This is a genomic window from Phenylobacterium sp., from assembly GCF_030645195.1.
In the GTDB taxonomy this organism is placed as follows: domain Bacteria; phylum Pseudomonadota; class Alphaproteobacteria; order Caulobacterales; family Caulobacteraceae; genus Phenylobacterium.
This window is the reverse complement of sequence record NZ_JAUSLW010000078.1, coordinates 1-16,733: the sequence shown is the minus strand read 5'-3', so window position 1 is coordinate 16,733 and position 16,733 is coordinate 1. Positions and strand designations below refer to the sequence as shown.

At 70.1% G+C, this 16,733-nt stretch carries 13 protein-coding genes; 6 read left to right on the top strand and 7 right to left on the bottom strand.

Going from position 1 to position 16,733, the window contains the following annotated elements; translation table 11 throughout:
* The first annotated feature begins 2 nt into the window (after window positions 1-2).
* Complete coding sequence (locus Q7T09_RS07400) at window positions 3-836, top strand: 5'-methylthioadenosine/S-adenosylhomocysteine nucleosidase (protein WP_304698891.1); 834 nt, start codon at window positions 3-5, stop codon at window positions 834-836.
* A gap of 109 nt (window positions 837-945) precedes the next feature.
* Window positions 946-1,311, top strand: a complete 366-nt coding sequence (locus tag Q7T09_RS07395) for an EthD domain-containing protein (protein ID WP_304698890.1) — start codon at window positions 946-948, stop codon at window positions 1,309-1,311.
* Window positions 1,312-1,434: 123 nt separating this feature from the next.
* On the opposite strand, the gene Q7T09_RS07390 is transcribed toward Q7T09_RS07395, so the two are convergent.
* The 4 genes from Q7T09_RS07390 to Q7T09_RS07375 form a co-directional block, all read right to left on the bottom strand.
* Complete coding sequence (locus tag Q7T09_RS07390) at window positions 1,435-2,613, bottom strand: pentapeptide repeat-containing protein (protein WP_304698889.1); 1,179 nt, start codon at window positions 2,611-2,613, stop codon at window positions 1,435-1,437.
* Window positions 2,614-2,892: 279 nt separating this feature from the next.
* A complete protein-coding gene (locus Q7T09_RS07385) occupies window positions 2,893-4,050 on the bottom strand; it encodes a pentapeptide repeat-containing protein (protein WP_304698887.1) in 1,158 nt (385 codons plus the stop codon).
* A gap of 138 nt (window positions 4,051-4,188) precedes the next feature.
* Window positions 4,189-5,367 carry an NAD(P)/FAD-dependent oxidoreductase gene (locus tag Q7T09_RS07380; RefSeq protein ID WP_304698885.1) on the bottom strand — a complete coding sequence of 393 codons (1,179 nt, stop codon included), beginning with the start codon at window positions 5,365-5,367 and terminating at the stop codon, window positions 4,189-4,191.
* Window positions 5,368-5,369: 2 nt separating this feature from the next.
* On the bottom strand, window positions 5,370-6,008 hold the full coding sequence (locus tag Q7T09_RS07375; RefSeq protein ID WP_304698883.1) for a DsbA family protein: 639 nt from the start codon (window positions 6,006-6,008) through the stop codon (window positions 5,370-5,372).
* 110 nt (window positions 6,009-6,118) lie between these two features.
* Between Q7T09_RS07375 and Q7T09_RS07370 the strand changes: the two genes are divergently transcribed.
* Both Q7T09_RS07370 and Q7T09_RS07365 read left to right on the top strand, forming a co-directional pair.
* Window positions 6,119-7,360 carry a glutamate carboxypeptidase gene (locus Q7T09_RS07370; RefSeq protein WP_304698881.1) on the top strand — a complete coding sequence of 414 codons (1,242 nt, stop codon included), beginning with the start codon at window positions 6,119-6,121 and terminating at the stop codon, window positions 7,358-7,360.
* Window positions 7,361-7,514: 154 nt separating this feature from the next.
* Window positions 7,515-7,934 (top strand): N-acetyltransferase, encoded by a 420-nt coding sequence (locus Q7T09_RS07365; protein ID WP_304698880.1) that lies wholly within the window; start codon window positions 7,515-7,517, stop codon window positions 7,932-7,934.
* Window positions 7,935-8,003: 69 nt separating this feature from the next.
* On the opposite strand, the gene Q7T09_RS07360 is transcribed toward Q7T09_RS07365, so the two are convergent.
* The 3 genes from Q7T09_RS07360 to Q7T09_RS07350 all read right to left on the bottom strand — a co-directional run bounded on the left by Q7T09_RS07360 (window position 8,004) and on the right by Q7T09_RS07350 (window position 15,574).
* A complete protein-coding gene (locus tag Q7T09_RS07360; protein WP_304698878.1) occupies window positions 8,004-10,880 on the bottom strand; it encodes a TonB-dependent receptor domain-containing protein in 2,877 nt (958 codons plus the stop codon).
* A gap of 383 nt (window positions 10,881-11,263) precedes the next feature.
* Window positions 11,264-11,884: a hypothetical protein gene (locus Q7T09_RS07355; protein ID WP_304698876.1), complete on the bottom strand. Its 621-nt coding sequence runs from the start codon at window positions 11,882-11,884 to the stop codon at window positions 11,264-11,266.
* A 30-nt stretch (window positions 11,885-11,914) separates the two neighbouring features.
* The gene (locus Q7T09_RS07350; RefSeq protein WP_304698874.1) at window positions 11,915-15,574 is read right to left on the bottom strand and encodes a hydantoinase B/oxoprolinase family protein; all 3,660 of its coding nucleotides are present in this window, start codon (window positions 15,572-15,574) and stop codon (window positions 11,915-11,917) included.
* Window positions 15,575-15,645: 71 nt separating this feature from the next.
* On the opposite strand from Q7T09_RS07350, the gene Q7T09_RS07345 reads away from it, so the two are divergent.
* Together Q7T09_RS07345 and Q7T09_RS07340 are read left to right on the top strand one after the other, a co-directional pair.
* Window positions 15,646-16,344, top strand: coding sequence for a DnaJ family molecular chaperone (locus Q7T09_RS07345; RefSeq protein ID WP_304698873.1), 699 nt, complete (start codon window positions 15,646-15,648; stop codon window positions 16,342-16,344).
* Between the two features lie 102 nt (window positions 16,345-16,446).
* On the top strand, window positions 16,447-16,733 hold a 287-nt coding region (locus Q7T09_RS07340; RefSeq protein ID WP_304698872.1), incomplete at its 3' end, for a hypothetical protein.

Below are 16,733 nucleotides of genomic sequence, written 5' to 3'. Positions count from 1 at the left end.
GCATGCTGCAGGACGACACTCCCCGGATCGCGGTCTTCGGCGCCATGGCGACCGAGCTCAGCGCCCTGCGCGGCGCCATGACCGAGACCGCCGAGCACAAGGTTGGGGGGGCGGTCTTCGTCACCGGCCGGCTGTCGGGCAAGGCGGTGGTGCTGAACGCCTGCGGCCCCTCGATGGTCAATGCGGCCATGAGCGCCCAGCGGACCCTGGACCTGTTCGACGTGACCGCCGTGATGGTCAGCGGCTGCGCCGGCGGCGTGGACCCGGACCTGAAGGTGGGCGACGTCTTCGTGGCCAGCCAGTGGGGCCAGTACCTGGACGTGGTGATGGGGCGCGAGGGGCCGGCGGGCTTCGAGCCGGCGGCGGGTTTCCCCGGCGGATTCGGCAATTTCGGGATGATGTTCCCCAAGCCGGTGATCGTCACCGGCCCGAACGGTGAGACCGCGCGCCGGTTCTGGTTCCCGGCGGCGCCGGCGATGCTGACCGCGGCGCGGCGGCTGGCGGTGACCGTGGTGCTCTCCAAGGGCGGCGGCGCGGCCCGGCTCGACAGGACGCCGCGGGTGGTGGTGGGGGGCAACGCCGTCTCCGGCGCGGCCTTCGTCAACAATACCGAGCTGCGGGACTGGGTGTTCGAAACCTTCCAGGCGGGCGTGCTGGATTGCGAGAGCGCGGCGGTGGCCCACGTGGCCTTCTGCAACGGCAAGCCCTTCGTGGCGGTGCGCGGCCTCTCCAGCCTGGCCGGCGCCGGGGAGGGCGACAAGCTCTATGCGGCCTTCAACCAGCTGGCGTCGGACAACGCCGCGGCGGTGACCCTGGGCCTGATCCGCGCGCTGTAGCTTGCGAGGGCCGGCCGGTTGACGTGAGATGGGTTGTCTAGGCTTGGAGCGTGACGGGCGCCTGAACCGGTGTCCACTTCAGGCTGTCACGCTCTCGAGGACCCGCCCCATGATCAAGCTGACCTTTCCCCTCGTGCGGCTGCCGCATCTGAGCCGGGAGGATTTCCAGGCCTATTGGCACGGGACCCATGGCCCCCTGGTGGCCAGCGTGCGCGAGACCCTGGGCATCCAGCGCTACGTCCAGATGCACAGCCTGCCCGACGAGGTCTCCGAGCCGCTGCGGGCCAGCCGCGGCGCGCCGCCGCCCTACGACGGAGTGGCGCAGCTCTGGTACGAGAGCCTGGAGGCGCTCGGCGCCATCATGGCCAGCCCCGAGGCCCAGGCGGCCGGCCGGCTGCTGCTGGAGGACGAGAAGACGTTCATCGACCACGCCCGCTCGCCGCTGTTCTGGGGCCAGGAGCGGGTGATCTTCTAGATCGCCACGGCTAGACCCTGACCGTTTCAGATGGACTCATCTGAAACGGCAAGAAGGGTCTAGATTCAAAACATCAGAGCACGTCGGGCGGCGGAACCGGTATCCACTTCCGCCTGACGTGCTCTAGGCGGCGGCGTCGAACCGGGCGTCGGTGGCGTCGGCCTCGGCCAGGCGTTCCTGCGGGACGTGGGCGCCCCGGCAGTCGGCGAACCGCAGCTGCGCGCCCGACAGGTCGGTGGGGGTGCTTCGGGTCCCGATCACGAGATCCTGCAGCCGGGCGCCGCGCAGGTCGGCCCGAACCAGGTTCGCGCCGCCCAGCCGGGCCCCGCGCAGGTCGGCCCCGCGCAGGTCGGCCGACCTCAGGTCCGCCCCTTCGAGATTGGCGGCCTGGAGATCGGCGCCTTGCAGGTTGAGCCGGATCAGGATGGCGCCGGGGGCCTGCAGCCCGGTGAGCTGGGCCTGCAGCATGGCATCCCCGACGACCCGCAGATCCGCGCCGGCCACCTGGGCGGCGGTTCCCTGCTTGCCCGCGGTGAGGCACCAGACCTGATGGCCGGCCAGGGCCTCCATCAGGGCCGGGCGGCGGGCCACGGCCTCGGCGTCCGGCGACCGGAGGGCTCCGGCCAGGCAGGCGTTGGTCAGGATGGCGCCCGCCAGCTGCGCCCCGTCCATCACCGCATCGGTGAAGTCGGCGCCCTCCAGATTGACGTTTCGGAAGTCGGCGTCCTCAAGCAGGGCGCCGCGCAGGTTGGCGGACTTGAGCTTGGCGCCCCTCAGATTGGCGCCGCGCATCGTGCAGTCGGAGAAGTCGGCGGCGAAGGCCGAGGCGTCCTCGAAGCGGGCGCGGTTCAGATTGGCGCCGGCGAGATTGGCTCCGTCAGCCACTGTCGCGCGCTTCTGGCGGCGGGACACGGAGGCGAAGCCGTCGGCGGTGTGAATGGCCAGCTGGCCCGGGCGTAGGTCGGCGTCCTGCAGATCGGCGCCCGAGAGATCGGCGCCGCTGAGCACCGCCCCGCGCAGGTCGGCCCGCGCGAGCATGGCGTTGGTGAGGATCGCGCCGGTGAGGTCGCAGCCGAACAGCACAGTCCGGTCGAGCCGCGCGCCGGCGAGGTTGCAGTCGGTGAGGTTGGAGCCGCTGAGGTCGGCGTCGGCGAGATTGCGGCCAGGGGCGGCCAGACCCGACAGGTCGGCGAAGCGCAGGATCAGCCTGACCCCGCCCGCCATCCGGGCGATGAACATCTCATGGGCGATGACCCGCTTGGCGAATTCGGCTTGGGTCAGCGTCTCGGAACAGACCGCCACTTCATTCCCCCTCTGACGGCGCGCGCCCGGGACCAGATACAGAAGGCGCAATCATGTCGTTCGGTGGTCAAGCAAAAATGAAGTCACCGTCAGGATGTGTGTGGCGGATTGTCGCGGGGGAGGTGCAGGCGTCCAGTCGCCAGAGTCTCCGACAATGAAGGCCGAGGTATTGGCGCCTCGAATATTTGAGGTGGCCGCGGGAATGCCATCCGGGTGCGGATGGAAGGGGGGCTCGACTGGGTCCGACGCGTCCGCGGTGTCCGCTTGCGGGGCTTGGCGTCAGGCGGCCTGGTCGAACCGGGCCTCGGCGGCGTCGGCGGCGTCGAGCTGGCCGGGGGAGAGCTGGGCGCCGCGGCAGTCGGCGTAGCTGAAACGGGCGCCGGTGAGGTCGGTGGGGGTGGAGCGTCCGCCCACCTCCAGATGCCTCAGCAGGGCGCCGCGCAGGTCGGCGCGGGCGAGGTTGGCGCCGGCCAGGCGCGCGCCGCGCAGGTCGGCCCCGCGCAGGTTGGCGCCGCGCAGGTCGGCCCCTTCGAGATTGGCCGCCTGCAGGAAGGCGCCCTCCAGGTTCAGCCGCACGAAACAGGCGCCGGGAGCCTGGAGGCCGGTGAGCTGGCCCCTGTGCAGGGCGTCGCCCACCACGCGAAGATCGGCGCCCTCCATCTGGGCCGCGCCGCCCTGCTTGCCGTTGGTCAGGCACCAGACCTGGTGGCCGGCGAGCGCCTCCAGGAGGGCCGGGCGGCGGGCCAGGGCCTCGGCGGTCGGCGTCTGGACAACGCCGCTCATGCAGGCGTCGTGGGTGGTGGAGCCGGCCAGGATGGCGCCGGACATCACCGCGTCGGTGAAGTCGGCGTTCTCCAGGTTGGCGCTGGTGAAGTCGGCGTTCTCCAGCAGGGCCCCGGAGAGGTTGGCGCTCTTGAGCTTGGCCCCGTTCAGCTTGGCCCCGCGCATTGTGCAGTCGGAGAAGTCGGTGGCGAAGGCCGCGGCCACGTCGGAGCGGATCTTGTTGGGGGCGGCCTCGGCCATGGTGGCGCGCTGGCGCTGGGAAAGGGAGACGAAGCCCTGGGCGGAGTGGGCGGCGATCTGGCCGGGGCGGAAGTCGGCGTCCTGCAGGTCGGCATCGGTGAGGTCCGCGCCGCAGAGCACCGCGCCGCGCATGTCGGCCCGGCTGAGGCTGACGCCGGTGAGGTTGGCGCCGCGCAGGTCGGCGCCGAACAGCTGGGCGCGGTCGAGGACGGTCCCGGAGAGGTCGCAGCCGCGCATGCTGGCGCCGGACAGATCGGCGTCGGCGAGGTTGCGGCGGGGCATGGCCAGGCCGGTGAGGTCGACCATCGGCAGGATCATGCGGCGGCCCCCGTGACGGCCGGCCAGGAACAACTCATGACTCAGCACGCAACTCACCAGCTCGGCCTGGGTCAAACGTTCGACAGGTTTGGTCACCAGACCCCCATGAGCACGCGCGGCCGTGCCGGCCGTCCGAATACCAACTGCACGTTGCGTCGGAAGCCCTTAAGAAAAGGGAACGGCGTGGGGAGGTCCCTGGGGCGGATTGACGCAGGGTTGTGAAGCTTGCGCCGTTCAGGCCGCCTGACCGGCGCACCAGCCCGAGGACCAGGCCCATTGGAAGTTGTACCCGCCCAGCCAGCCGGTGACGTCCACCACCTCGCCGACGAAGTAGAGCCCGGGGACGGCCCTGGCCTGCAGGGTGCCTGGATCCAGCGCGGCGGTGTCCACCCCGCCCAGGGTGACCTCGGCGGTGCGATAGCCCTCCGAGCCCACCGGCTTGACGGTCCAGCGGTTCACGGCGGCGTCGACGCGGGCCAGGACCTTGTCGGGCAGGTCGGCGATGTTGCCGAGTGCGCCTTCGTCCTCGGCGATCATCTGGGCCAGGCGCTTGGGGATGTGGTCGGCCAGCACGGTGGCCGTCGCCTGGCGGCCGCGGGTGGTCTTGGCGAGCTTCATCTGGGCCATCAGGTCGACGCCGGGCGCCATGCTGACCGTGATCTCCTGGCCCTCCCGCCAGTAGGAGGAGATCTGCAGGATGGCCGGGCCCGAGAGGCCGCGGTGGGTGAAGAGCATGGCCTCGGCGAACTTCGTCTTGCCGCAGGCGGCCACGGCGTCGAGCGCGACCCCGGCCAAGGGCTTGAGGTGTTCAAGGGTCTTCACCTCGAAGGTGAGGGGCACCAGGGCGGGCCGCGTCTCGATGACCGGCAGGCCGAACTGGGCGGCGATCTCGTAGCCCCAGCCGGTGGCGCCCATCTTCGGGATCGACTTGCCGCCGGTGGCGACCACCAGGGACGAACACGCCACCGTCCCGCCGGGCAGGGCGAGCTCGAAGCCCGAGGCGGTCTTGCCGACCCTGGCGACGGCGGTGGCCAGGCGAAGCTGGACGCCGGCGGCCTTCATCTCGGCCAGCAGCATGGCGACGATGTCCTTGGCGCTGTCGTCGCAGAACAGCTGGCCCAGGGTCTTTTCGCGCCAGGCGATGCCATAGCGATCCACCAGGGCGATGAAGTCCCTGGCCGAGTAGCGGCGCAGGGGACCCTTGGCGAAACGGGGGTCGGCGGAGATGAAGTTGGCCGGCGAGGTGTTGATATTGGTGAAGTTGCAGCGGCCGCCGCCGGAGATGCGGATCTTTTCCCCCGCCGCCTGGGCGTGATCCACCACCAGGACCGAGCGGCCGCGCTTGCCCGCCTCGATGGCGCACATCATGCCGGCGGCGCCGGCGCCGACCACAACGACGTCGAAGGTTTCCATGCTCAGTTGAGCGGGCCGGAGAGCCAGGCCTCCAGCATCGGCACCACCGCGGCGCCCGGCTGGAAGCCGCGGGTCACCACGCCGTAGGCCCCGGCCTCGGTGGGGCCGGCGATCAGGGTCGGGAAACCGGTGACCCCGGCCTTCTGCGAGGTTCCGTAGTCGCGCCAGGTCTCGTGCTTGAGGTCCTCGGTGTCGAAGGCGGCCAGAAAGCTCTCGCCGTTCAGGCCGTGCCGGGTGATCAGGGCGGCCAGGACCAGGGGGTCGGTGATGTTCTGGTTCTGGGCGTAGAAGGCGGCCTGCAGGTCGCCGAGGAAGGTGAGGGCCATCTCCGGGTCCTGGCGGCGCACCCAGACCACGGCGCGGGCGGCCGGGTCGGTGTCATAGAGGAAGCCCGGCGTCTCCAGGACGGCGGGATCGAAGGGCAGGCCCGAGGCCTCGGTGACGTGGGTCCAGTGGCCTGCCAGGCTGGCCTTGGCCTCCTCGGTCATGGGCGTGTCGGTCCCGGGACGCAGGCCGCCCATGATCAGCTGGATCGGCAAGGCGCGGCCGAAAGTCTTGCGGATGTCGGCGATCACCGGCGAGAAACCGTAGCACCACGAGCACATGGGATCGGCGAAGTAGATCAGGTGCGGCGTTTGCATGACGCTTCAGTCTAGCACCGCGGGCGATCCTTTCGCGGCTTTTGTCGGCGGGGGCTTGATCGCGCCCGCGCTGCGGCCAAGGTGGAGCCCTGTGATTGCGGAGTGATGGAATGCGTATGAGTCGGGTTGCGATGGCGGCCGTGGCCGCCCTGCTGGTGAGCACAGGCCCGGCCCTGGCGGCGGGCAAGGACGTCAAGGTCTGGGCGGCGGCCGATGCGGCGCGCCCCGCCCAGCTCGACCTGCTGAAGGCGGTGGTGAACATCGATTCCGGCACCGGCGACATCGAGGGCGGGCGCAAGGTGGCCGCGGTGCTGATCCCGCGGCTCAAGGCGCTGGGCATGACCATCGAGAGCGTGCCGGCCGAGATCCCCGGCCTACCGGAGAACACGGTGGCCACCCTGAAGGGGACCGGCAAGGCCAGGATCCTGATGATCGGCCACATCGACACGGTGTTCGGGCCGGGCACGACAGCCAAGTGGCCCTTCTCCATCGAGGGCGACCATGCGCGCGGACCCGGCGTCGCCGACGAGAAGGGCGGAGTGATCGAGGGGCTCTACGCGCTGCAGATCCTGCACGACCTGGGCTTCAAGAATTTCGCCCAGATCACCTTCCTGATCGAGACCAGCGAGGAGCGGGGATCGCCCGGAACCCGCGCCCTGATCGACAGGCTGGTGAAGGCCCACGACGTGGAGCTGAACCTGGAGCCCGGCGACGCGCCGGACGTGATCACCGTCTGGCGCAAGGGCTCGTCGACCATGAACATCGACGTCAAGGGCCGCGCGGCCCATGCCGGGGTCGCCCCGCAGGACGGCCGCAACGCCGCCGTCGAACTGGTCCACCAGCTGGCGACCGTGGAGCAGTTTCCCCATTCCGGCGACGGACTGACGGTGAACCTGACCATCATCCAGGCGGGCTCCCGGTACAACATCATCCCGCAGGACGCGCGGGCGCAGATCAATATCCGGGCTCGGCAGAAGAGCGATTTCGACAAGGTGGAGGCGACCCTGAAGGCGAGCGCCGCCAAGACGGTGGTGCCCGACACCACGGTGACCATCAGCCGTGAGAACTCCTTCCCGCCGCTGGCCAACAACCCGGCCACCGACGCGCTCGCCGCGCGGGCCCAGGCGATCTATGCGGGGCTGGGCCTGACCCTGGGGACCGGCGGCAATGGCGGCGCCTCGCAGTCGGCCCTGGCCTATGAGGCTGGCACCCCGGCCCTGGACGGGCTGGGCCCCGTGGGCGGCGGATTCCACTCCGACAAGGAGTTCATGGACCTGAAGTCGGTGACGCCGCGCCTGTACCTGCTGACCAAGCTGATCATGGATCTGAGCGCCAACCCGCCGAAGAAATAGGGGCGCGTTGCGGCCGCCCCCAAGCCCCGCTAGCCTGATCCCATGATGATCGGTTTCGTCGCGGTCTGACCGCGCCTCCAGCCCGTTCGACCTGACCGCGTGGCCCTGACGGCTGCGCTTGAGCGCCTGCGCGCGCATCATCTGAAAGACTGAAATGAACCTGATCATCCGCGGGGCCGCGAGTCCCGACGACGCCTACATGCCCATCTGGGCGCCCCTGCTGGCCTTCAACGAAAAGACGGTCGGGAACGCGCAAGGCGAGCCCTTCGCGCTGACCATCACCGCGCCCGACAGCGACGAGGTGCAGGGCGGGCTCTGGGGCCTGTCGCTTTGGGGCTCGTTCTATATCGGCTTGGTGGTGACGCCCGAAGGGGCGCGGGGGCTGGGGCTGGGGACGCAGCTGATGGCGCGGGCCGAGGCCGAGGCGCGGGCGCGGGACTGCCGCAATATGTGGCTCGACACCTACGCCTTCCAGGCGCGGGCCTTCTACGAGCGGCTGGGCTTTGCGGTGTTCGGCCAGATCGACGGGCCGGCGCCGATGTTCCCCAGGTGGTTCCTGCGCAAGGACCTGTGACGGCGCATAAAAAGGGGGCGGCTCCCTGTAGGAGCCGCCCCTGAGTCAAGTTCTCGAGGGGGAAGACCTCTAGAACTTCTTGGTGACGCCTAGCTTGAAGTAGCGGCCGAGCGGATTGGCGGTGAAGGGGTCGTAGCTGAGGTCCAGCCGCGCGAACGGCGGGTCCTGGTCGAGGACGTTGATCACCGAGGCGGTCAGGGTCACGTCCCAGGGCAGGAAGGCCCGGTAGCTGAGGTCGTGGGTGACGAAGGCGTCGATCTTCTTGCCCTTGGGGCTGGCCGCCGTGAAGGTGGTGGCCCCGCGGGTGTCGATCATGTCGTCGACATAGCGGATGGTCCAACGGAGGTTCTGTTCGCCGCGGGTGTACTCGGCGAAGGCCGTGGCCTTCCACTTCGGCTGCGAGCCGTAGCCCAGATAGTCCATGGTGCCGGAATAGTCGGCCGCCGGCAGGACGGTGACGCCCTCGATGGTGGTGGCGGCGACGTCGTAGTTCAGCACGTAGGTCATATCGAGGCCCAGGCCGACCGAGCCGTCCAGGACGTCGCGGAACTTGTAGCTGGCCGAGAAGTCCAGCCCGCTGGTCTTCACGTCAGACCCGTTCACATAGTTGATCTTCACCCGGTTGATGTTCGCCGGCAGGCAGACGCCGCCGATGAAGCTCACCCGGCCGAGCAGGCCGGCATAGGCCGGATTGGCGCAGTTGTTGGGCAGGCTGGTGGACGTGCCGTTCGGGAACAGGGCGTTGACGATGGCCGAGCCGCTCTCGTTGCGGATCGGGCCGGCGAAGTCGAAGCTCCAGTAGTCGAGGGTGGCCTGGAAGTCGCTGATCTGGACGATGGCGCCCAGGTTGAGGGTGTTGGCCTTTTCCGGCTCCAGGTTCGGGTCGCCGTAGAGGTCGTAGGCGCGATAGCCCCCGGCCGCGGCGGTGTAGGCCAGGTTGGTGGTGAAGGCCGGGGCGATCTGGGTCTGGGGCGGGGCGCGGAAGGTCGAGCCCGCCGAGGCGCGGAAGGCCAGCCAGTCGAGGGCCTGCCACTTCAGCGCCACCTTCGGATTGGTGGTGGCGCCGACATTGCCGCTGTAGCTCTCGTAGCGCACCGCCAGGGTGGCCGTCAGGCTGTCGGTGAGCGGCGCCTGCAGTTCGCCGAAGGCGGCCAGGACGCTGTAGTCCAGGTCATAGTTGGTGAGCGGGCCGAAGAAGCTGAAGGCGCCGTTCTTGGCCGTGCAGGTCGCGCCCGGATTGACCGGGGTGTCGACGCAGGGGGTCACGGCGATGTTGGTCAGGTCGCTGACGCGACGGTCGATGCCGCTCCAGCGATACTGGCCGCCGGCCGCCCAGGCGAAGGCCCCGGCGCCCAGGTCGATCGGCAGGTCGCCGTTGAAGACCAGGTCGGCGGAGAACAGGCGGGTGCGGGTCTCGTAGGAATAGTCCTCGAACAGGTAGTCGAGGACGTCCTTCGAATTGGCGGTGGAGCCGACGTAGTTGGGGTTGATGCGGCCGTCGAGGACGTTGGCGGCGACGCCGGTGGAGAAGGGGTTGAAGTAGAGGCAGCCGCCGACGCCCGGGGTCCCGGTGGCGACGTTGCAGCCCGCGCCGCCGAGGCCGCGCAGAGCCAACTCCAGGCGCGAGACGACGACGTCCGGCGTGGCGATCTCGCTCTGGTCTTCCATGTAGGTCAGGGCGGTGTCCCAACCGATGCCGTTCTCGAACTTGCCGTTGAAGCCGCCCGATACGCGGAAGGCCGTGAACTTGCGGCGGTCTTCCTTGCCCTCGTAGCCATAGAGGCCGTTGCCGCCGACGCCGAGCGGACGCCAGGCGATGGAGGTGAACAGGCCCGAGGTGGCGGCGGTCGCGGGGGCCAGGCCCTTGGCGATCAGGGCCTGCAGGCCGGGGTTGGAGGCCGGGATGTAGAAGCCGTTGCCCTGGGCCTTGGTGGTGGTGGCCGTGGTGGGGAAGTTGTTGGGCGGATAGGAGGGCGAGGAGTTCTCCTCCGGCACGTCGTGGCCGGCATAGAGCACTTCGAAGTGGAACTTGGTGGAGTCGGTGACCTCGAGGTTCACCTGGCCGAAGAGCTGGTAGTGCTCCTCACGCTCGATGAGGTTGTCGAAGCCGATGTACTGGAAGGCGCAGCTCGGGCCGCCTGAGATCACCGCGCAGGCGGGGTCGGCATAGGCCGAGGTGTAGCTGGCGCCGCCATTGTTGCTGGACAGGTAGACGCCCGGGCTGCCGAAGCTGGACCAGCCGCCCTGCGGGTTGTCGGTGATCGAGCGGATCGTGTCGTCGCGCTCGCGGGTGTTCAACTCCGAACGGTGGCGGTAGCCGGCGGTCAGCATCAGGTCGCCGCGGTCGCCGACCCAGCCATAGGCCAGGCCCGCAGTGTATTCGCCATCCGACCCGGGAATGAAGGAGTACTGGCCCGAGGCCTCGAAGCCCGACAGGTTCTTGCGGGTGATGAAATTGACCACGCCGGCCACGGCGTCCGAGCCGTAGGTCGCCGCCGCGCCGTCCTTCAGCACCTCGACCCGGCCGATGGCCGCGCCGGGGATCAGGTTGGTGTCGACGGTGATGTTGCCCGGCGAGACGGCCAGGCGGCGGCCGTTCATCAGCACCAGGGTGCGCTCGGCGCCAAGGCCGCGCAGGTTGACGTTGCCCGAGCCGGTGGTCTGGCCGGCGCCGAACTGGTTGGACTCGCCGATGGCGCCGCTGACCGCGGGGATCGACTTGATCAGGTCCACCGTCGAGGGGGCGCCCTGCTTCTGCATCTCGTCGGCGCCGATGACGTTCACCGGCAGGGCGGCGTCTTCCGGCGAACCGGCGATGAAGGAGCCGGTGACGACGACTTCGGAGACTTCCGCGTCGTCCTGGGCGAAGGCCTGGCCGGCGGAGAGGCTGAGTATGGCGGCCAGTGCGACAGACGAGGCCCCGGCAAGATAGCTTGTGTTACGCACGCGTTTCCCCTGATTCAAATATAACTGCGTTATCAGCCGCAATATTGGCAGACCGCTGCGGGGAAAGAGCGGCGTCAGTTCTGAAACTCAAGTCTCTTTTCTGTTAGAATTTCCGAAGACGACAAAAGGCTCTGACGGTATTGTCAAAACTAGTCTGATATCGAGATTCAGTTTTTGGCGTTACGTCAAAAGCATACCGAAATTTCGAATATGTCCGGGAAAAGACGTTGAAAAACAGTCCAGCCGGTCGGTAAAAAGTTGACGCAGGGGCCGAAAGGGCAAGCTGTCGTTTTTGCGCAACAGGCGCGCCAAAAACGCGCCGAAAGGCGCGGTGTCGGCATGCCCTGGGGCGGCCGGCTCCCCGTGGGGAGCCGATCCCGGTCCTATTGAGTCGGGGTTTCCGGCGCGACGGTCGGTTCCGGCGCCGGCTCGACCGGCGGCGCAGGCGCGGTCTCAGGTTCCGGGTCGCTGTTCACCTGGAAGGTCTTGCCCATCAGCTTGGCGCGGTCCTCCAGGGCGTGGGCCGTGGGGGTGCAGCGGACCGGCAGGGTCCAGCCCATCCAGTTCTGGGCGACCTGGCGCTTGGGCATGTTGGCGGCGGCGGCCCAGGTGGCGTGGCCCTTCTTCACCGCCGCGGCGCCGATGGTGTTGATGGGCTTGAGGCTGGCGCGCTCGGCGGCCTCCATGGCGCGGGCGAACAGCTTCATGTCCTGCTTGGCCCGGGTCTGGATGGTGGCGTAGGCCTGCAGCTTCTCGGCCAGGGTGGTCTCTGGGTTCACCGGCGGGGTTTTCTCGATCTCGGTGACGTCGGGCATCATCTGGTCGTGCAGGTCGACATAGCCGCGCAGGGCGCCGTAGCACCAGGCCACCAGGCCGTAGTCGTCCCGCGGCGCGCCGGCCGGATAGGGCATGTCCTCGGTGAGGGTCAGTTCGTCGGGGGCGGGCGCAGCCGTGGCGGGCTCGGCGGCGGCGAACAGGGCGAGGGCGGCGATGAGTGCGGACATGGAGACGTTGGAACCTTGAAACTGTGTCGATCAGGAGGCGGCGGGTGATCCGAAGCCTCCGCCCCCGGGGGTTTGGATCTCGATCACGTCGCCAAGCTGGACCGTAACCGAGAAGCAGCCGGGAAGTTCCTTTACCGCGCCGGAGGCCGCGATCAAACGCTGGGCGCCGGGCAGGGCGGGGCCGCCGCCGGCGATCCCCTGGGGGGCGTGGTCGCGCCGGGTGGAGAGCAGGGCGGCCTCCATGGGGGCCAGGAACCGCACCCGCCGCACCGCCCCGTCGCCGCCGCGATGCGCTCCGGCGCCGCCTGAGCCCGGGCGGATGGCGTAGGTCTCCACCCGCACGGGGAAGCGCCGTTCCAGGATCTCCGGGTCGGTGAGCCGGCTATTGGTCATGTGGGTGTGGACGGCGTTGGCGCCGTCGGCCTGGGCGGTCGCCCCGGCCCCGCCGCAGAGGGTCTCGTAGTACTGGCGGGTCTCGTCGCCGAAGGTGAAGTTGTTCATCGAGCCTTGGGCGTTGGCCATGACGCCCAGGGCCGCATAGAGGGCGTCCACCACGTGCTGGCTGGTCTCGACATTGCCGGCCACCACGGCGGCGGGCGGGGCCGGGGCAAGCATGGAGCCTGGCCGGGTCAGGATGTTGAGCGGGGCCAGGCAGCCGGAATTGAGCGGGATGTCGTCGTCCACCAGGGTGCGGAAGACATAGAGGGCCGCGGCGTCGACGATGGCCGAGGGGGCGTTGAAGTTGGAGGGCAGCTGGTCGGCGGACTGGCGGAAATCGAGTGTCGCTTCGCCCCTGGCGGCGTCCACGGTGGTGATGACCACGATCTCGCCGCCGCCGTCCATGGGGACGCGCGCCTGGCCGTTGGACAGCTTGCCGATGGCGCGGCGGACCGAGGCGGTGGCGTTGCGCTGCACGAAGGTCATGTAGGCGGCCACCACCTCGCCCCCGAAGCCCTCGATCATGCCGGCGACGGCGGCCGCGCCGGCCTGGCAGGCGGCGATCTGGGCCTTGAGATCGGCGATGTTGCGGTCGGGCGCGCGGGCCGGCCAGCGTCCGGCGGCGAGCGCGGCGCGGGTGTCGGCCTCCAGGAAGTCGCCGCCGCGCATGATGGGGATGGCGTCCAGCAGCACGCCCTCCTCGTCGATGGTCTTCGAGAAGGGCGGCATGGAGCCCGGCTGCACCCCGCCGACATCGGCGTGGTGGCCGCGGGCGGCGACATAGAAGGCCGCTGACGCCGCGCCGGGCATGAAGACCGGCATGACCACTGTGATGTCGGGCAGGTGGGTGCCGCCAGCATAGGGGTTGTTGAGCGCAAACGCGTCGCCGGGCGCAAGCGTGGGATGGCGGTCGCGGACGGCGCGGACGCTGGCGCCCATGGAGCCCAGGTGCACCGGCATGTGCGGGGCGTTGGCCACCAGGCCGCCGTCCTCGTCGAAGAGGGCGCAGGAGAAGTCCAGCCGCTCCTTGATGTTCACCGAGTGGGCGGTGCGCTCCAGGGCCGCCCCCATGGCCTCGGCCACTCCCATGAAGCGGCGGTTGAACAGCTCAAGCGTGATGGGGTCGGGGCGGTCCAGGGCGATGGCGCGAGCCTGGACGCCGCCGGCGCGGGTCAGTCGGATCAGGCCGTCGTCTTCTGCGGTGGCGCGCCAGCCGGCAGGGAGGGCGATCTGGGTGTCGGGCCGGACGATGAGGGCCGGACCCTCGACGGTGGTGAGGGCGTCTGCCGCGACGATGGGGGCGGCGGTGGTTTCGCCGTGGGCGAACATGAGCACCTCTCCCTCCCCGACCTGGGGAGGGTGTACGGCGGAACGCCGGACGGGTGGGGGCGTGTGGCCGGTATTCCCCACCCCGGCCGGCAAGCCGGCCTGCCCCTCCCCATGAAGGGGAGGGAGCGCGCGATCTTCCCCTCCCCAGGTCGGGGAGGGAGGGGGGGCGACAGCCTCGGCCTCGACGCTGGCGATCACGATCGTCCGATCCGGCTCCACGAAGCCGAACAGGCGGCGGTGGGCGGCCTCGAAGTCGGCTCTCACCTCGGCGAGCGGCCCAAGCGCGGTGGGCAGTTCGGCGTCGGCGCCGTCATAGCGCAGGCGCAGGATGGGGTTGAGCTGGCCCTCGGCCGCGCCCTGGTCGGCGAGGGCCTGGCGCGCCTCGGCTTCGACACCTTCGAGCAGGGCGGCGGCGCGGGCGAGGCCGGGCTCGTCCAGGGGGGCGTCGAGGCCGGCCTGCTTCAGGGCCGTGACCCGGGCCTGGCCGATGCCCCAGGCCGACAGCACGCTGCCGTAGCGCGGGCAGAGCACCTCGTCGACGCCGAGCGCCTCGGCCACCTCACACCCGACCTGACCCGCCGCGCCGCCGAAGGCCACCAAGGCGTGGCCGCGCGGGTCGAAGCCGCGCTCGGTGGAGATGCGGCGCACCGCCTGGGCGGTCTGTTCCACGGCGATGGCCACGAAGCCCTCGGCGGCGGCCTCGATGCTGGCCGCGCCCATGGCCTTGGCCAGGTCGGCCAGGCGGGCGCGGGCGACGGCGACGTCCAGGGGCGCGTCGGCGGTCGGGCCGAAGATCGCCGGAAAGAAGCGGGGATCGAGCCGGCCGAGGACCAGGTTGGCGTCGGTGACGGTGGCGGGACCACCCCGGCCATAGGCGGCGGGCCCGGGGCTCGCTCCGGCGCTATGGGGTCCGACCCGGGCGCGCAGGCCGTCGAAGAACAGGATCGAGCCGCCGCCGGCCGCCACCGTCTCCACGTCCAGCATGGGGCTGCGCAGCTTGACCCCGGCGATCACGGCGGTGTCGCGGCGCTCCAGCCGCCCGGCATAGCGGCAGACGTCGGTGGAGGTGCCGCCCATGTCGAAGCCGAGCGCCTGGTCAGCGTGGGCCGCCCGCGCGGTCTCGGCCACGCCGACCACGCCGCCGGCCGGGCCGGAAACCACGGCGTCACGGCCCCGGAAGGCGCTGGCGCGGACCAGGCCGCCGGCCGAGGTCATGAAATAGAGCGGCGCCCCGGCCACGGCCCCGGCCACCTTCTCCACATAGGCGCGCAGGACCGGGGTCAGATAGGCGTCGGCGACGGTGGTCTCGGCCCGGGGGATGTAGCGGGGCAGGGGGGAGACCTCATGGCTCAGGGCCACGAACTCGAAGCCCGCGGCCCGCGCCAGCTCGCCCGCGGCGATCTCGTGGGCGGGGTTGAGGTCGGCGTGCAGGAAGGCGATGGCGGCGGCGGCGTAGCCGTCGGCCACGGCCGCCCTCAGCATGGCGGCGAGGTCCTCGCGGTCGAGGGCGGTGACCACGGCGCCGTCGGCGGCCAGGCGCTCCTTGGCCTCGATGACGCCGGAATAGAGCGGCTCGGGGCGGACGATGTTCAGGGCGAAGAGGTCGGGCCGCGACTGGTCGCCGATCGCCAGGGCGTCGGCGAAGCCTTGCGTCGCCACGAACAAGGTCTTGGCGCCGCGGCGCTCCAGCAGGGCGTTGGTGGCCACGGTGGTGCCCATCCTGATGGCCTCCACGCGGGTCGCGGGGAAGGGCGCGCCGGGGGCGGCCCCCAGCACCCGGCGCATGGCCTCGACGGCGGCGTCCTCATAGGCCGGGGAGCTGGAGAGCAGCTTGAGCGAAACCTCCTCACCGTCGCTGGCCTTGCCAATCACGTCGGTGAAGGTGCCGCCGCGGTCGATCCAGAAGCTCCAGAGCCTGTCCAAAACTTAACCTACCTGTGGGATGATGCGCGTTGTGTTTGCCGCAGTGCGGAACTAGGCTTGTCGATACTCCCATGAGTTTCTGGCGCAACATTGCTGGGCTCGCCGTCCGCCGCCCAGATGGTTGCGAAGACTGCGACGAGTGTCCTCCGGGCCTGCCCGGCGAGGACCCCACCTTCACGACCGCCGTCACGGCCCTGGGCGCCAAGCTGGCCAAGGCCGACGGCCGGGTGAGCGTCAGCGAGTTCGACGCCTTCGCCCAGGTCTTCCAGACCGACGCGGCCTCGGAGCGCAATATCCATCGGCTGTACGACCTGGCCCGCCAGACCACCCATGGCTACGAGAGCTATGCGATCCGGCTGGCCAAGCGCTACCGCAACTGTCCGGCCCTGCTGGAGGACGTCCTGGACGGCCTGTTCCACATCGCCGGCTCCGACGGGGCGGTGACCGCCGACGAGCTGGCCTATCTGGAAAGCGTCGCCCACCTGTTCGGGTTCTCGCCCCTGGTGTTCCGCCGGTTGAAGGCCACCCATCTGGGTCTCTCGGCCGAGGATCCCTACGGCGTGCTGGGCGTGCCCCACGACGCCCCCGACGAGGAGGTCCGCAGCGCCTGGAAAAGCGCCCTGGTGGTGGCCCACCCCGACCGCGCCCGGGCCCGCGGCCTGCCTTCGGAGTTCATCGAGGTGGCGGAGGCCAAGGCCGCCTCGATCAACGCGGCCTTCGACACGATCATGCGTGAACGCCGAGAGATGGCGCTCGAAGGGGTGGCATGACCACGCTTTCGTCGCTTTTTTGGGTTGAGAAGCGTTGACGCCGGGGATCGCCGGAACGACATAATTGTTCAGCCGTCAGGAAAGACGGCGCCAGAGGAAGCCATGGTCAGGGAATTCGCCCGCAAACACGGTTCGGCGCTTCGCAGCTTCGCCCTGCTGGGCGGCGCGCTCGCCACCGCCGCGGCCGTCGCCATCGGCGCGGTCCTGGCCCTGTTCGCCGCCGCCACGGTGGTGGTGATCGCGGTGATGTCCTCGGCCCTGCTGGCCCTGGCGGGCCTGGCGCTGCGCGCCAAGCGCACGGCTCACGCCCAGGCCGATGACGGCGTCATCGAGGCCCGCAACCTGGGCGGCCACCACTGGGTCGCCTACGGCTGGAACGAGCGGCGGTA

What these genes read in the sequence shown, in the direction of transcription:
- Q7T09_RS07400 (WP_304698891.1), top strand. Translation starts at nt 3, where the DNA reads ATGCTGCAGGACGACACTCCCCGGATCGCGGTCTTCGGCGCCATGGCG.
- Q7T09_RS07395 (WP_304698890.1), top strand. Translation starts at nt 946, where the DNA reads ATGATCAAGCTGACCTTTCCCCTCGTGCGGCTGCCGCATCTGAGCCGG.
- Q7T09_RS07380 (WP_304698885.1), bottom strand. Translation starts at nt 5,367, where the DNA reads ATGGAAACCTTCGACGTCGTTGTGGTCGGCGCCGGCGCCGCCGGCATG.
- Q7T09_RS07375 (WP_304698883.1), bottom strand. Translation starts at nt 6,008, where the DNA reads ATGCAAACGCCGCACCTGATCTACTTCGCCGATCCCATGTGCTCGTGG.
- Q7T09_RS07370 (WP_304698881.1), top strand. Translation starts at nt 6,119, where the DNA reads ATGCGTATGAGTCGGGTTGCGATGGCGGCCGTGGCCGCCCTGCTGGTG.
- Q7T09_RS07365 (WP_304698880.1), top strand. Translation starts at nt 7,515, where the DNA reads ATGAACCTGATCATCCGCGGGGCCGCGAGTCCCGACGACGCCTACATG.
- Q7T09_RS07355 (WP_304698876.1), bottom strand. Translation starts at nt 11,884, where the DNA reads ATGTCCGCACTCATCGCCGCCCTCGCCCTGTTCGCCGCCGCCGAGCCC.
- Q7T09_RS07345 (WP_304698873.1), top strand. Translation starts at nt 15,646, where the DNA reads ATGAGTTTCTGGCGCAACATTGCTGGGCTCGCCGTCCGCCGCCCAGAT.